This is a genomic window from Pseudobdellovibrionaceae bacterium (assembly GCA_019637875.1).
Lineage (GTDB): Bacteria > Bdellovibrionota > Bdellovibrionia > Bdellovibrionales > Bdellovibrionaceae > JAHBUW01.
This window is the reverse complement of record JAHBUW010000001.1, coordinates 238,722-254,552: the sequence shown is the minus strand read 5'-3', so window position 1 is coordinate 254,552 and position 15,831 is coordinate 238,722. Positions and strand designations below refer to the sequence as shown.

The following is a 15,831-nucleotide window of genomic DNA, read 5'->3' as shown; positions in this document are numbered from 1 at the left end:
TCAAGCCACGCCGGTTGAAACCCGGCGTTGTAACGGCTTGTAACACTTTCGAATCATAGCACGTCGCATTTTCACTCGAACTTCCCGCGAACCCCCTTTTCAATAGGGCCGTTCTCACAACACGGAGGTTCCATGAAGTCCCTGCTTTTGTCCGTCCTCATCGCGCTCACCACGTTCACGGCGCAGGCCCGATTCCAAGTGGCCGAAATCCAAACCTTCCCCGGTTACATCGAGGTCACTTACGATCAGGAGGTCAACCCCGGCGCGACGGACCTGCTGTTCGTCATCGATGATTCGGGCTCGATGTACTCGCATCAGCAAAGCCTGGCGAAATTCGCCGAGCAGTTCGTGAACTCTTTCATCAATAACCCCGCCCTCGATTTGCAGGTCGGCGTGATCACGACCACGTTCATGCAACCCCACCGGGGCAACCTCGTCAAAGCGGGCACCCATACCTTCGTGAATCGCCAAACGCCGGACGCCGCGGCCGTTTTGAAGCAATTGATTTTGGTGGGCACGTATGGCGCGGGCGACGAAAAACCTTTCGCCTCGCTGGTCGAGGCCGTTTCGGTCGCGAAACGTGAAGGCCCGAATGCCGGATTCTTCCGCCCCGGTGCCGCGTTGAAAGTGGTGCTGTTCACGGACGCGGAGGACCAATCCCAGGAGACGCCCGACATCGCGTTGGAGCGGCTTCACTTCGTCGCACCGGTCGTTTCGGTGGACGCCTTCATCGCCAACAAGGCCAACTCCTGCATGATGGACGACCCGAACACCGAGCCCACACGTATCCTCGAGATCGTGCGTTTGGCCGCCGGCCAGTCCTTCCCCATCTGCCAGAATGATTTGGGTCCCTCTTTGACCTCGATCTTGAAACCCGTCAACGGCGGAGGGCCCATCGAAATTCCGCTCCCGTCCTTGGCGGATCCGTCTTCGATCGTGGTGACCTATGGTTCGCAGGTGATCCTGGGCGGCGCGGTTCGTTCGGGCTGGACTCTCGACGAAGACCGCAACGTGATCCTGATCGGCTCACGCGTGATTTGGACCACGCAGCCCGAAGGCACACGTTTGAAAGTCCGCTACGTCCCGCAGGACTGGCGTTAGTTAATTGGTTCCGCCTTTTAGGCGGAACATCGGAACGGGCTCGAGGGCGCCTTTCCACGACTGGATCCCGGTCACGGGATCCTGGTCGATGCTCGAAAGAAAGCCGATTTTGCGGAAGCTCGCCAAACGGTCCTCGCGGAAAAGCCCGGTCAGACTGGTTTCACGAACGCCCGATTTCTCGAGCGCCAAGCGCAGACTGGGCCAGTGAATCTGGGCGAAGTCCACGGCCGGATAGTCCTTCACGAAGTAACGCGGATTGCGAAGCGCGCTGACGATCAGATCGGCATCGGGCTCATCGCAGTTTTGCACGAACAGCAGATGTTCGAACTCCACGCCCAATTTTTCGAGTTCATCCAGACGCGGAAGCCCGCACTGGAACAGCACCAAACGACCGACCTGTACGGGCGCGGCGTTCACTCGCGAAAACGGCGTGCGCGAGAACGGAAAGTAAATCCGGTCCGGCTGCACCACCGCCGCAACCATGCGCTGAATGCGGTTCATCTGCGTTTCGCTCAGATCCACTTTGCGATCCGGCCACATCACCGCGAACGGAATTTGGAAGGCGCGCAGATCCTGGCGGTAACCGAAAGCGGCCAGGGACTCGTGCATCAGATTCTGCACCCGCTCGGGCAGGGACCACGCGGAAGCCTCGGGACGATTCAAAAGCGCGCGCCACTCATCCAAGGCCATGCGCTGCTCACCCAAGGGCAGAAGGCCGCGGGCGCGACGGACGGCTTCGGCGTAAAGCGCGATCTTCCAGTCGCGCGCCTCGAGCTCGGGTGCCTCCCGCAAAACGGGGCGATGTCCCGTCAGATCCTGAAAATACGCCGATAGAAGTTCCGCCGAAGGGCCGTTCGCGTGTTTCAGGTTCTGGCGCAGGACACGGTCCATGACCCGCGATTCGATCACGTGCGCGGTGGTGAGTTCTTTCGGTGTGACTTCGATCACGCCGTCTTCGGGTTCTTTCGCCAGCTCGTTGACGACGCGTAGGCGGAAGCTCGGGACTTTCCAGTCACTTCCCAGAAAGTAGGGACCTTCATACTCCAAACGCTGCAGGCGCGCGTTCAACTCGGGAAGCTGTTGGGCGATTTCGGCATGGTAGCCGATATGGCGACGAGCGCGGCAGCGGAAGACATCCGTCGACGCCCCGTCCGCGCGGTACTCTACGCGGCGGAATATTTCGGACTCGATGCACAGGGGTTCGCGGTTGATCCAGGCGACGGCAATAAAACAGGCGACCAGGCTGAAGGTGAGCCCCATCAGCCAGCGGTGTTCGGTCGGCGTCGGTTGTTCTAACAACATGTATGGATGCCCCGCGTTATGACTCTTCCAGATCTAGCGGAAAAGCCCCCGATCCGCGAGGGCGGGTTCGTCAAACTGTAAACAATTCCGCGTGCTTCGAGCTACGAGGGCCGAGTCTTCGGCAACCCGGCGAAGGACATCTTCGAGTTGAGCTTCTTTCCCATGATCTCGGCGAACCAGTGGTTCGTATCGACGAGCTGGCGCAGATCCAGGCCCGTATCGACCTTCATGCCGTTGAACATATAGATCACGTCCTCGAGAGCCACGTTCCCCGCCGCCCCCGGGGCGTAGGGGCAACCGCCAATCCCGCCCAGCGAAGCATCGAAGACCCGCACGCCGGTCTGGTAAGCCGCCAGGATGTTCGCCAGCGCCGTCCCGCGCGTGTCGTGAAAGTGCCCGGCCAGTTTAGCCATGGGGATCTTTTTCGCGAGCTTTTCGAAGACGCGAACGACCTGCGCCGGATTCGCGACGCCGATCGTATCGCCGATCGAGACCTCGTAACAGCCGATGGCGTACAGACGTTCCGCCATTTTCACGACGACCTTTTCGTCGACCTCACCCTCGTAGGGGCAGCCGAAACAGGTCGACAGATAACCGCGCACTTTGATTTTGTTTTTCTTCGCCGCCGCCATGACGTCCGCGAAACGTTCGAAGCTTTCGTCGATCGTGCAGTTGATGTTGGCCTTCGTGAAACTGTTCGAGGCCGCCGTGAAAATCGCGACCTCTTTGATCCCCGATTTCAGAGCGTCATCCATGCCTTTTTGATTCGGCACGAGCGCGGCGAAGCCGTATTTCTTCTGGTCGGGAAAATGTTTGAGCGTCTTCGTGATGACATCCATCGAGCCCGCCATCTGCGGGATTTTCTCGACGCGGACGAAAGCGCCCAGCTCCATGCGGGTCACGCCCGCCGCGATCAAACGCTCCGCCAGCAGGACGCGGTTCGCGGTCGAAACCGGCGTGGCTTCGTTTTGCAGCCCGTCCCGCAGCGACACATCGACGATCCGCACGGCCTTCTTCATTTGGAGGCCTCGGGTTTCACATCAGGATTTACTTTCACCAGGATTTTCCCAAGCACGACCTGATCGCCGACTTTGCAGTCGACTTTTTGAACCGTGCCCGCCTGCTCGGCCTTCAGCGAGTACTCCATCTTCATCGCTTCCATCACGATCAAGACTTGGCCCTCGGCGACTTTCGCGCCGTCTTGCGCGAGGACCTTGGTCACTTTGCCGGGCATGGGCGCGACGATGTCGGACTTGGCCTTGCCGCCTTTGCCCTGACCGAAATTCTTGGTCTCGCTTTCGACGATGAAGGTCTCGCCATTCAAATGGATCCACAATTGGCCTTGCAGCCACTGGCCGTCCACCCAGCGTGATTGTCCATTCACCTCAAGGAGATAACGATGGTTCATCTTAGATCCCCCGCCAAGGTGTATGGAAAGGCGAGGAGCCGCCGCCACCGGTTGAAGTCGCCACGCTCAGGCCCTTCGGAATTTTCCGTAGGGCTTCCTTGATCCACTGCTCTTCGCCGGTTTTTTTCTCGCGTTTCACGGGACCGGGGAAATGCTGATCCATAAACCGCGTCGTCATCGTGCCCGCAACAAATTCGGGATGGTTGATGATTTTTTTGAGCAGCGGAATGTTCGTTTTCACGCCGAAGATCACGCTTTCGTCCAAAACGCGGAGCATTTTCTGGATGGCGCGCTGACGGGTCTCGTCCCAGACGATCACTTTCGCGATCATCGAGTCGTAGAAAGGCGTCACTTCATCATTTGGATCGAAACCATAGTCGAAACGACGGCCCGGCCCTTCCGGCCAGTGCACATGACCGATACGGCCCGTGCTGGGAACGCCGCCAAGTTCGGGATCTTCCGCGTAGATGCGGCACTCGATGGAATGACCACGGGGTGCGCGAACCTGGTGCTCGGGGAAGACCGCTTCGTTTTCGGCGGTGCGGATCTGCGCTTTCACCAGATCGACGCCCATCACCAGTTCGGTGACCGGATGTTCGACCTGCAGACGCGTATTCACTTCCAACAGATAGAACTGCCCGTCTTGGAACAGGAACTCGACGGTCCCCGCGCCACGGTAGTTCGCCGCCTCGACGATCAGGCACGCGGCTTCGCCCATTTTCTGGCGCAGATCCAGCGTCAGCGAAGGCGACATGGCCTCTTCGATGATCTTCTGGTGACGGCGCTGGACCGAGCATTCGCGTTCATTCAAGTGAACCGCGCGGCCCGTGCAGTCGGCGAAGACTTGGAATTCGATGTGTTTCGCGCGCTCGAGATATTTTTCGAGGAAGACGATGGGCGAGCCGAAAGCCGACTGCGCTTCACGCTGCGCGGACTCGATCAATTCGCGCGCTTCTTCACGCGAACGCAACACCTTCATGCCGCGCCCGCCGCCGCCCGCCGCCGCTTTCACGATGACGGGGAAGCCGATGCGCTCGGCCTCGCCGATCAGGTTATCGATGGATTGATCTTTACCTTGATAGCCGGGAACGAGCGGCAGTCCCAACTTTTGCGCCAGCTCTTTACACTGAACCTTGTCGCCGAGTTTACGGATCGCCGCCGCCGGAGGGCCGACGAAAACGACGCCCGCCTTGTCGCAGGCTTCGGCGAAGTCGGCGTTCTCGGACAGAAAGCCGAAGCCGGGGTGGATCGCTTGCGCGCCCGCGCCCTTCGCCGCCGCGATGTTCGCTTCGATATTCAAATAACTCTGCGCGGTCGCGGCGGGCCCCACGCAAACCTTGTGGGTCGCCATACGGTACGCGCGGGTCCTGACGTCGGCCTCGGAATGCAGAAGGACCGATTCGATGCCCATCTCATCCAGGGCGCGAATGATCCGCACGGCGACTTCGCCCCGGTTCGCGATGGCGACGCGGGTAAAACGCGTTTGGCTCATTCCGGCCTCCAGCTGGGGTTCCGTTTTTCGAGGAAGGCTTTGATCCCCTCTTGCCCCTCTTTCGAGGCGCGACGGTTCGCGATCAAACGCGCGGTTTCAACACGGGCTTCCGCCGGTGCCCAAACGCCGATGTCGACCACGAGTTTTTTTGTGGCGCGAGTGGCCTCGCCCCCCGCTTGCAGGAAACCGCGCGCGATCTCTTGCGCACGCTCGGTCAGCTCTTCGTCTTCGACCACTTCGTGCACCAGGCCCATGTTCAGCGCTTGCGCCGCTTTGAACACGCGCCCCGAGATCATCCACGGACCGACAAGGCCCGGACTGGATTTTTCCAGAACGAAACGGCTGATCACCGCCGGCACGATGCCGAGCTTCACTTCGCTGAAGCAGAACTGAGTTTTTTCGGTGCAGACGACGAAATCGCAGGCCGCCACGAGTCCCACGCCGCCGCCAAAGGCCGCACCCTGCACGATTCCCAAAACGGGAGCCGGGCACTGACGGATACTCGCGAACAGATCGTGCAGCTCGAGCGAGTCCTTTTCATTTTCTTGCAGCGAGAAGCCGACCATGGACTTCATCCAGTTCAGATCCGCGCCCGCGCAGAACGACGAGCCCTCGCCCGACAAGGTGACCAGTCGGATGCTTTCTTTCACCGTCGAGAAGACCTGCGTGAGTTCGCGGATCATCTCGGGCGAAAAGGCGTTACGGATCTGCGGTTTGTTCAACCGCACTTCGAGGACGTTGTTTTTTTCAGAGACGCTAATGGTATTCAAAGGGCCTATCCTAAAACCAATTGAGGGTTGAACATGGTGGAAAAAGCCTTGATCAAGGCGCCAACGTCGAAGGACTGGTCCTGACCAATTCGAGACGTTGGAAACGAAGAGCAAGGCTTTTTCCAGCATGCCCGCAGGGTCGAATGAAAGAGGGCCACCTGACGGCGTCTCTCCTCCGCGCCATAGTTGAGACTATGACTTGTCGTCGATCCTTGCATCTGTCCCTCTTTCATTCGATTCAATCCTCAATTGGTTTTAGGATAGGCCCTTGCCTCACATCCGGAAGACGCCTTGGTTTTTCTCGTCCCATTTGGAATTCAAGCTGGCCGCGATCCCCAGGGCGATCACGCGACGCGTGTCCGCAGGGTCGATGATCCCGTCATCCCAGATCCGTGCGCTGGCGAAATAAGCCGAGCTCTCTTCGTCGTACTTTTCCAGGATGGGACGTTTGAACTCGGCCTGATCGGCGGGCGACATCTGCTGTTTCTTGGCCGCCATCTGATCCATCTTGATGGTCAGCAGAACGTTCGCCGCCTGCTCGCCACCCATGACCGAGATCTTGGAGTTCGGCCACATCCACATCATGCGGGGCTGGTAAGCGCGACCGCACATGCCGTAGTTGCCCGCGCCGTGCGAGCCGCCGATGACGACGGTGAACTTCGGTACGCGCGCGTTCGAGACGGCCATGACCATCTTCGCGCCGTGTTTCGCGATGCCTTCGTTTTCGTATTTCTGCCCGACCATGAAGCCGGTGATGTTCTGCAAGAACAAAAGCGGGATCTCGCGCTGATCGCACAGCTCGACGAAGTGTGCGCCCTTCACGGCGCTTTCACTGAACAGGACGCCGTTGTTCGCGACGATCCCCACGGGATAACCCCAGATGTGCGCGAATCCGCAAACCAACGACGAACCGTAGGACGCTTTGAACTCGTGGAAGTTCGAGCCGTCCACCAGACGCGCGATCACCTCGCGCACGTCATAGGGAGTTTTCGTGTCTTTCGAGATGATCCCGTAGATCTCTTCGGCGGGATACAGGGGCTCTTCGATGGATTTCTGCGCGAGGTTCACGACCCGTTTATGGTTGAGGTTCGCCACGATGGACTTCGTGATCGCGATCGCGTGCTCATCGTTTTCGGCGAAGTGATCGGTCACGCCGCTGACTTCGCAGTGAACGTGGGCGCCGCCCAGATCCTGCGCGCTGACTTCCTCGCCCGTAGCGGCCTTCACGAGGGGCGGTCCGCCCAAGAAGATGGTGCCGTTGTCTTTGACGATGACGTTCTCGTCGGCCATGGCGGGAACGTAGGCGCCGCCCGCCGTGCACGAGCCCATGACGACCGCGATCTGCGGAATGTTCCGCGCCGACATCCGGGCCTGGTTGTAGAAGATGCGACCGAAGTGATCACGATCCGGGAAGACTTCCGATTGCAGCGGAAGGTACGCCCCGCCCGAGTCCACCAGGTAAATGCAAGGCAGACCGTTTTCGAGGGCGATCTCCTGCGCGCGCAAATGTTTCTTCGCGGTCATGGGGTAGTAGGTCCCGCCCTTCACCGTCGCGTCGTTCGAAACGATCACGCACTCCACGCCCGAAACGACGCCGATACCGGTGATGACGCCCGCGCCGGGCGCTTGGTTGTCGTACATGTCCCACGCCGCGAGCGTCGAAAACTCCAAGAATGCGGTGCCGGGATCGAGCAGGCCCTCGATACGCTCGCGCGCCGTGAGTTTACCGCGCGATTTGTGTTTCGCGACGGCGTCGGCGCCGCCACCTTGCTTCACGAGCTCCACGCGACGGCGCCACTCTTTCAGATGCGCTTGCATCTGTTCATAGTTCTGCCGGTAGGTTTCGCTCTGGGTCTCAATTTGTGTTCGAAGCGGTGTCATCAGAACCTTTCTCGGTCCAGGTCAGTTGCTCAGAGTGGCGCGCCACATACTGCAAACTGCAGTCGGCGACCAGACGTTCAGAATCGTCGAAGAAAGCCATGACGAGTTCGATCTCGGCGCGGCCGTTTTTCTTCAGCTCCGCGCGCAGACTTTCCTGCGCGATCTTGGAAAACTCCAAACGTCCGCGCAGCGTGCTCGTGACGGGGCCGACGAAACGCAAATGCGCCTCGCTGATTTGCCCGATCCCAAGCTCGGCCTGATCTTGACGGCGCAGCAGGAGCTGGGCCCCCAAATTCGCCGCGGTCGTGAGCACTCCCGGATCCATGATCGCCTCAGATGCTTCACCCGTGGGCATTTCCGGGGCGCGGGCCTTCAAAGGCACGACCACTTCGATCCGTGTCGTCGACAGGCGCGAAACGCGCAGGCCCAGCGCCAAATGATGGGGCTTCACGAACTCTAATGCAGAGCTTAACAGCGCGCGCGCACGCGGACTCTGAAGCGTCTCTGAAAATTCGCCGATCGCCTCACCCATTGTCTCGGTGAGAAGCTTGAACTTCTTATTGATGTCTTGCTGAAAATCTCGCAATCTCATGCAGAACGGCATCAAACCGAACTTTGAGCTTTTATTCAAGGACTGGCCTCATGACGAAGATTTTCAGCGCGGTGTTCTTTGCAATTCTTCTGGTTGGAACCTGGGTCGTGGTGCATAACCGCCCCGCCGTCACCTACCAGACGCATGCGGACATGCAGGCAACCCTCCTGCAAATCGTTACGACTCAGCTGTCCAAAGAGAAGCCCAACGCCCGGAACTTCGCTATTCACGAGCTGAAGTCAGAAAGCCTATCGGACAACGCGGTTCGCGTGAAATTCCGCTATGAATTCGAAGAACCCGACATCAATGGAACCTACGCGAAAATTCAACGCGCCGGCCAAGTCGAGTTGATGCGCGCGGCCAGCCAAGAAGCCGGCGCCCCCGAGGCCTGGCAAATGCGCGAAGGTCAGGTCATGACCAGCGAAACCCTCATCATCCAAGACGAGCAGCGCGTGACGCCCGGTGAAGGCGAAGAGCCCGCCGACGTGCCGACTGCGGGTGCGGCTCCCGCTCCCGTCGACGCCGCGACCGGCGCTCCCACTGCGACACCCACACCGGTCGTCAACCCGACACCGGGCCAACCGCCCGTCGGCAACTCCACAGAGAACTGATGCTCGATCCGAACAAAGCCCTCGTCATCGATGAAGAGGGCTTTTTCATGATGGGCGAAAAGCGCATCGTCGACGAAGAGCTCGGCGCGAACCTTCTCGAATCCATCGTCCGCAAGGAGCGCGGCACCTTCACCTGCCTTTGGGAAAACGACGAACTTCCGCTCGAGCCTTTCGATGAGCCCCTCGTCGTCCAGCGCGTGGACACCCTCGCCGAACTCAAAAAATTGCCCGCCCCCGAACCGGGGACTTTCGCCGCCGAGCGCGGCCTGGTGCCCGTGAGCCTCGAAAGCGCGCGGGACGAAGTCCTTGTGGTCACCTTCCCCTACGGCGTGCGCTGCGCCCTCGATTTCACGCAGTTGAGCGTCGATCAGTGGGATCGCTTTCACGGGCGCACGCCTCAAGGCATTCCCTACGTTTTTTCGCGCAAGGCGCAGGTGCAGTTTTTCGATCTGCTCGACGGTTTCGACGATGACGGCGTGAAGTTCGGCGGCGTCGACTATCCCGTCAAACCCTGGATGAGCGCGGATCCCGACGTCCGCACCGGCGCCTTCTGGACCGAACTCTATCAACAGGCGAAAGACGGTTGGGAGCTGAACGCTCCCGCTCCGGCGCTCGTCGATATGATGCCACGACTGAAGTTGCCGAAATCACGGGTTCTGGTTTTGGGTGCGGGACGGGGCAATGATGCCGCCTTCTTCGCGGAAGCGGGTCACGTCGTGACCGCGGTCGACATTTCGCCCGAAGCGGTGAAGGCCGGTCGCGAACGTTACGCTCATCTGTCGAACATCACCTGGGTCGAGCACGATCTCTTCAAACTTCCGCAGGCGTGGGACGGTCAGTTCGACGTGATCTTCGAGCACACCTGTTACTGCGCCATCGATCCCGGCCAACGGGATCAGCTCGTGCGGATCTGGAATCGTCTACTGAGTCCCGGCGGTTATTTGATGGGTGTCTTTTTCGTGATGGACCGCCCCGTGGGCCCGCCCTTCGGCGGCACCGAGTGGGAGCTGCGCGAACGCCTGAAGAAGAATTACCAGTTCCAGTTCTGGGGCCGCTGGAAGAAATCCGAGCCGCGCCGCCAGGGCTCGGAACTTTTCGTGCTGGCGAATAAACGACGGACTTGATGTGAAACTCCGGCGAAGATGAAGGTGCCATTCATCTACACAGCTGTCTCGTGAAAGCCGACAACGCTCACGATCACAAAGAACTCCGAGCGCACCGCTCGATTTCTTCTCGAAATGGAACATGTACGCCGCTTGCAGGTCAAATGGACATGAGTCCACATCGTCGTCTTGGCATCTCATCGCTTCTTATTTGCTTCACAATTTCCGCTCAGGCCGTCGTTGACGGTCGCGTCGTGGGCGAAAAGCCAAAAAGACAAGAGCCCGACGCTTTCGAACGCGTTTACAATCGGGTGACCGCCCCCCTTCAAGGTCCCATGGTTCCGAAAGTGATTCCCCCATCGAAAGAGATGTCAAATTTCGATCGCTATATGTTGGCACGCACGGTTCAGGTCGGGTCTTTGGACCAAAACGGAAATTTTGTCGCGATCTGCACCGGCGTCATCCGTAAAAATGGCGAAGTCGCGACGGCGGGACATTGCGTGACCTCTTCTTCGGGTTCGCGGAGCAAGCCGATCAATGTGCGGATCGCTGAAAGCAATCTCGCGGTCCAAATTTACGATCCGAAAACGAGGAAGTACCGCACGGTCCCCGTCGACTCGGGCAACCTTCTTCACGATCAGCGCATGGATTTCATGAACTTGAAGGTCAACACGGGCCCCTACAACTACCCCGAAATACGGATGGCGACCGAATCTTGCGATCAGCGCCGACTGTACGCCGCGGGCTTCGGCGTGAATGAAGAAAATGACGGCGTCTCGGAGCGACTCCGCGTGGCGCAGTTCACGCAACCGAGAAAGAGCGAAAACTTCGTTAAAAATGTCGAATACGATGGACTCGATGAATTCTTCCGCTATGGGCGCCGACAACGCCAAGAGGACATTCGCCTCGGTGGAAACGCCCGCGAAAACAGTATCGTGGGCGTGTACGACAACGACTCCCGCGTCTGCCCGGGCGACTCGGGTGGACCGATCTATTGCAAGGTCAACGGCAAGTTCGCTCTGGCGGGCATTACGACCACCATTCGCGGGCGTCTTGACGAGCCCCAAATGATCGAAAAGCGGTCTTACGCATGCCGACAGTACTTTTGGATGTCCGGCATTTCGGCGAAAGGCATCTTGAACGTTGAAAAGGGCATTGAAGAGCGCGACGCCCGTATCCAAGCGGACAAAGACCGCAATATCATGGAGCGTATGTACGCCGGCGAAGAACCGCCAGGAGTGCAGTAGCACAGCGCACACTAGAATCCCCTCGCCTTTCCCCCGAAATCCGCTAGACGGGCCTCATTCCGGGAGGTCCCCATGTTGCGTTTTCTGCCTGTCGCTTTGCTGTTCGTATCGCTGAACTCCTTCGCGCAAGCGATCGAGTACAAAAGTGTCGCCGAAATTCAGAAAGCCGACTTCTACCGCCTGACTTGCTCGGACACTTCGAAGCCCATGCACATCCACACCTTTCTGACCGTCGAGAAAGACGTGATCACAAAGCTCCAGCTGATCTGGGCCACGCCCGCGCTTTCGTTGAACGTCATCGAGTATTCACAAAAAGATCTTCAAGGCTTGAAAGTCACCGAGGGCGCGGATCAGATTCAGTACGCGGGCGATCGCCCGGGCGCCTACTGGGCTGAGTCCTATTTGCTGACACTGAAAGAGGGCGTGGCTTCCTTCGAATACGACGATGGCGACGGCACGATGATTCGCCGTGAGCTCAACTGCGGCGCGGTCAATTACATCTTCAGCCCCCGCGAGTGGTAATCTCGCCCGGCCGCCTTCTTGCTCTTTCCTAGGGGCGGGAGGGCGTATGTCCCATGGCACACCGACACTGGCCCTTTTGGCCACACTCATGAGCGCCGCGACGGTCGAAGCCGCGACGCTCAATCTGCAGATCAACAGTATCCGTAACGACCGGGGCTCGGTCTTGGTCTCGCTTTACGACCGCGCGGACGGTTTCCCCGACGATCCCGAAGCCGCGCTCCACGTCCGTAAAGTCAAAGCCCGCGCGGGAGAGATGACGATCGTCTTCCGCGATCTCGCGCCCGGCACCTACGCGGTCGCCTTCATCCACGACGAAAACGACAACGGCAAACTCGACACGAATCTGATCGGCATTCCGAAAGAGGGCTTCGGCTTCTCCAACGATCCGCGCCTGCGCTTCGGGCCGCCGCCGTTTTCGGCGTCGGCCTTCGAGTTGCGCGTGCCTGGCGGCACCGCGAACGTGAAGATGAAGTACTTTTGAAGGCGCGCCGTTAAGCGCGCGCCTCAGGCACGTTCACGCAACTCTGACTCTCCATCCGACCGCGAAGCATCATCTTCAATTCCCCTTGACCTGATTTCGCGCGCCTTCAGAGCGGCGAGATCAGACTTCTTCTCGCAATTCACGGTCCCTCTTGTACTTTTGATTCGTGCCTCCTCTAGAGCCAACAGCAAGGCTTCGGTGGCATTTCGTCACGCTTCCGGAATCGCAACTTCATTCGCAAAACACGCCGAATTCGAGATTTCAAAACCCGTGTTAGCTTCTTGGACGGAACCATTCGAATGGGGGCATGTATGAAACTTGAATCCTTTCCCGACGCCCGCTTGGTCGAGCGACTGACGAAGCTCGTTCGAACCGAGCGGAAGATCACGCATCTTGTTTTGGAGTGCATCGCGGAAGTGGATCGACGCCGACTCTATCTGGAGAAAGCCTATCCCTCACTGTTTGAGTACCTCACTCAAGTTTACGGCTATTCCGCGGCGGCGGCGCAAAGACGCATCAGTGCGGCCCGACTTTTACGGGAAATTCCCGAAGTGGCGGCGAAGATCGAAGAGGGGAAATTGAACCTTTCTCAGATCGCGCTCATCACGCAAAACATCCAACGGGCAGAGAAAGAGTTCCGCACCAAAATGGACGCTACCGATAAACTAGAGCTGCTCGAAAAAATCGAGTCGCGCAGTTTCGCGGAAACCCAGCAGATCCTAGCGAAGGAACTGAAGGTCGAAGGCGCCGCAACCGAACGCACGCAACATCATGGCGACGGTTCGGTGACGCTCACCATGACTCTGACCAAAGAGGAGTACCACGACTGGTGCCGCGTGGGTGAACTCGTCTCTCATTCGATTCCGACTCGGAGGCACGCAGAATTGGCCATCTATCTTGCAAAAAAAGAAATCTCCCGTCGCATCGAGATCAAACGCGCCTCACCGCAAGGGAAGCGCTCAAGAAATCCCCGCCAGATCGCGCCGAGTCTACGAAAAAGACTCCTGGGCGGTGGCCCCACGCCATTCTCTGACCGAAAGAGATTTCCGATCCCCGGCCCTAGGAATGAAAATGAAGCTTCGAACTTAAAATCCACTTCCGAATCGGAAGTAGCGTCCAGCCCGCGCGGCTGTGTCTACACCGATCCAACCACCGGAAAACGCTGCGGTTCGCGACACCTCTTACAAATCGATCATATCCGCCCGGTGCACGCAGGTGGTGGAAACGAAGCCGAGAACTTACGCGCCCTCTGTTCGGCGCACAACCGTGGCAGAAATCGATCTCTCTGAAACACAAGTTTCAACTGAAACCAGGCAGCCTTCAGGCTGCTTCCCCTGGATGGAATCAAGCGCCCACTTCCGATTCGGAAGTGGGTCAAGGTTCACGTTTTGAACGGAGATGAGAACCCTAAACTCGCGCATCCGGCGCACTAAGCCGTACATTCGCCTCGCCCAAAAGCTGCTCGAAGCGCAGAACCTTTTTCTCAACCACGGCCAGCGGCTTCAGCCAGAACTCCACCGTGCGCAGATTCTGTCCGAGGTGTTTTTCGACCAAGTCTTCCGCCGTCATCCGACCCGTGTCGCGCAGGAGTGCCGTGTACTTCGGATAGAAGTCCGCGCCCCACTCTTCGCGGTAGCCGTAGACCGCCAGGCTGAACAGATAGCCGAAGCTGTAAGGGAAGTTGTAGAAGCTCACGCTCGGAATCGAGAAGTGCAACTTCGTCATCCAGAACTGGCTCTCGTAACCCGACAGCATATCGCCGTACCATTCGCGCCACGCCTCGTCCGTCAGCTGCGACAGCTCACGGGGTGACAGCGGGCCCTTCGTACGGCGCTCGTAGAAGTTCTTTTCGAATTCGAAACGCGCGGGGATGTTCGCCAGGAACGCGACCGCATCGCTGACGTCGGCCCAAGCGACCTCACCCAGAAGCGAAGCGCCGCCCGTACGCGCGAGTTCGTCGGCCAGCGCGGTTTCCGAGAAGATGCTCGCGGTCTCAGCCAACGTCATCGGGTAGCGGGTTTCGAAGAACGGAATATCGCGCATCACCCACGAGTGGAATGCGTGACCGAGCTCGTGCGCGAGCGTCGACACGTCCTGCAGCGAACCCATATAGGTCTGGAACACGCGCGGGGTGCGCGACTTCTGGAAGCCCGAGCAGAACGCGCCCGTGCGCTTGTTCGGCAGAACGCGGCCCTCGATCCAGTTGTTCTTCACCATGACGTCCAAGAACTCGGCCATGGCGGGATTCAACGAAGCGAAGGTCTGACGGATCAACGCGATGGCCTCTTCGAAGGTATAGAGCTTTCCCGCGCCAATGGAGGCCGGAGCCGGCGCGAGCAGATCCCACGCATCGACTTTTTCTTTCCCCAGCGCGCGCGCCATCAACGCCAAAGATTTCTGCGTCAGATCCTGACGCTGGCGGATCGCCTGCATCATGGCGTCCAAGGTGCGACGCTCGATGCGCGAATCCAGCAAGGGCTGGGTGAGGTAATCCATGGGCGCTTTCGCCGAACGCTTTTTGTACTCTTCATGGCGCCAGCCCGAAAGGCTGTTCAGGATTCCGGCGACGGGCTCCTCATAGGTCTTCCAAGCTTTCTGGATCCCTTCCCAAGCCTCGCGACGTTCATTTTCATTCACCGAGCGCAGATAACCGCCCGCCTGCGCGAGCCCCATTTTTCCCATGGAGGTTTCGGCCTGAAGGGTTCCCGCCAGCTGATTGTACAGACGCCCCCACGCCGTGGGTCCGTGACTGCGGAACTGGGTCAAGGTGATCTCGTCTTCTTCCGACAGCGAGTACGCAACGGCCTTGCGGCCCTCGTCGTGGAAGAAGGCTTCGCTCGCGGTCACGTCCGACGCGAGATACTTCTCGAGGAAATCCTCGGAGCACTTCTTCAGGAACAGATTCAGCGGCAGGATCGCCGCGCTCAGATCGGTCAGCAGATCCTGCATGCGCACGCTCTCTTTGCGGGCACGCTCGATCTTCGCGTCGATGGACGTTTCCAGATTACAATAAGCGTTCAAATTGTAGGCGAGGACGAGGGCCCGGTGACGAATCGCCGAGATCTCTTGCAGCGCGCTCACGAGCGCCGGGTTTTCTTCGCCGAACGAAAGGGCCGCCAACCGGGAGCGAATCTCGGTCGCCGCGGCTTTCACCGCCTCGACATCGGCCACGAATTCCGGAGCATCGAAGCCCGCGTATTCGGAGGAGTTATCCCAAGCAGGACCTTGAAACTTCGTTGCGGAATCTTGAGCTGTCGACATCGTCCCCCCAGACGGTTGTTTGCTGGCACCGGCGCGAAGGCGCCGGTCGCTTATAGGCGC

General features: G+C 59.1%; 15 protein-coding genes. 7 read left to right on the top strand and 8 right to left on the bottom strand.

Annotated features, from left to right (window positions below; genetic code table 11):
- Nucleotides 1–132: 132 nt before the first annotated feature.
- Nucleotides 133–1,101, top strand: coding sequence for a VWA domain-containing protein (locus KF767_01345; GenBank protein ID MBX3016504.1), 969 nt, complete (start codon nt 133–135; stop codon nt 1,099–1,101).
- Here KF767_01345 and KF767_01340 read toward each other — a convergent pair whose 3' ends face one another.
- From KF767_01340 to KF767_01310, 7 genes are all read right to left on the bottom strand, one after another.
- Nucleotides 1,102–2,403, bottom strand: a complete 1,302-nt coding sequence (locus KF767_01340) for a hypothetical protein (protein MBX3016503.1) — start codon at nt 2,401–2,403, stop codon at nt 1,102–1,104.
- A gap of 101 nt (nt 2,404–2,504) precedes the next feature.
- Entirely contained in the window at nt 2,505–3,422 is a 918-nt protein-coding gene (locus KF767_01335) for a hydroxymethylglutaryl-CoA lyase (protein ID MBX3016502.1), read from the bottom strand.
- Entirely contained in the window at nt 3,419–3,811 is a 393-nt protein-coding gene (locus KF767_01330) for a biotin/lipoyl-binding protein (GenBank protein MBX3016501.1), read from the bottom strand. Before KF767_01330 ends, KF767_01335 begins: the two co-directional genes overlap by 4 nt.
- Before the next feature lies 1 nt (nt 3,812).
- On the bottom strand, nt 3,813–5,303 hold the full coding sequence (locus tag KF767_01325; GenBank protein ID MBX3016500.1) for an ATP-grasp domain-containing protein: 1,491 nt from the start codon (nt 5,301–5,303) through the stop codon (nt 3,813–3,815).
- Nucleotides 5,300–6,073, bottom strand: a complete 774-nt coding sequence (locus tag KF767_01320) for an enoyl-CoA hydratase/isomerase family protein (protein ID MBX3016499.1) — start codon at nt 6,071–6,073, stop codon at nt 5,300–5,302. Before KF767_01320 ends, KF767_01325 begins: the two co-directional genes overlap by 4 nt.
- A 273-nt stretch (nt 6,074–6,346) precedes the next feature.
- Nucleotides 6,347–7,954, bottom strand: coding sequence for a methylcrotonoyl-CoA carboxylase (locus tag KF767_01315; protein MBX3016498.1), 1,608 nt, complete (start codon nt 7,952–7,954; stop codon nt 6,347–6,349).
- Nucleotides 7,929–8,585: a hypothetical protein gene (locus KF767_01310; protein MBX3016497.1), complete on the bottom strand. Its 657-nt coding sequence runs from the start codon at nt 8,583–8,585 to the stop codon at nt 7,929–7,931. Before KF767_01310 ends, KF767_01315 begins: the two co-directional genes overlap by 26 nt.
- Before the next feature lie 11 nt (nt 8,586–8,596).
- Between KF767_01310 and KF767_01305 the strand changes: the two genes are divergently transcribed.
- The 6 genes from KF767_01305 to KF767_01280 all read left to right on the top strand — a co-directional run bounded on the left by KF767_01305 (nt 8,597) and on the right by KF767_01280 (nt 13,799).
- Nucleotides 8,597–9,157 carry a hypothetical protein gene (locus tag KF767_01305; GenBank protein ID MBX3016496.1) on the top strand — a complete coding sequence of 187 codons (561 nt, stop codon included), beginning with the start codon at nt 8,597–8,599 and terminating at the stop codon, nt 9,155–9,157.
- Nucleotides 9,157–10,281 carry a class I SAM-dependent methyltransferase gene (locus tag KF767_01300; GenBank protein ID MBX3016495.1) on the top strand — a complete coding sequence of 375 codons (1,125 nt, stop codon included), beginning with the start codon at nt 9,157–9,159 and terminating at the stop codon, nt 10,279–10,281. Before KF767_01305 ends, KF767_01300 begins: the two co-directional genes overlap by 1 nt.
- A gap of 368 nt (nt 10,282–10,649) precedes the next feature.
- Nucleotides 10,650–11,507 (top strand): trypsin-like serine protease, encoded by an 858-nt coding sequence (locus tag KF767_01295; GenBank protein ID MBX3016494.1) that lies wholly within the window; start codon nt 10,650–10,652, stop codon nt 11,505–11,507.
- 72 nt (nt 11,508–11,579) lie between these two features.
- Entirely contained in the window at nt 11,580–12,029 is a 450-nt protein-coding gene (locus KF767_01290) for a hypothetical protein (protein ID MBX3016493.1), read from the top strand.
- Nucleotides 12,030–12,075: 46 nt separating this feature from the next.
- The gene (locus KF767_01285) at nt 12,076–12,510 is read left to right on the top strand and encodes a DUF2141 domain-containing protein (GenBank protein MBX3016492.1); all 435 of its coding nucleotides are present in this window, start codon (nt 12,076–12,078) and stop codon (nt 12,508–12,510) included.
- A gap of 311 nt (nt 12,511–12,821) precedes the next feature.
- Entirely contained in the window at nt 12,822–13,799 is a 978-nt protein-coding gene (locus KF767_01280) for an HNH endonuclease (protein MBX3016491.1), read from the top strand.
- 118 nt (nt 13,800–13,917) lie between these two features.
- On the opposite strand, the gene KF767_01275 is transcribed toward KF767_01280, so the two are convergent.
- A complete protein-coding gene (locus KF767_01275; GenBank protein ID MBX3016490.1) occupies nt 13,918–15,771 on the bottom strand; it encodes a M3 family oligoendopeptidase in 1,854 nt (617 codons plus the stop codon).
- Nucleotides 15,772–15,831: the final 60 nt, after the last annotated feature.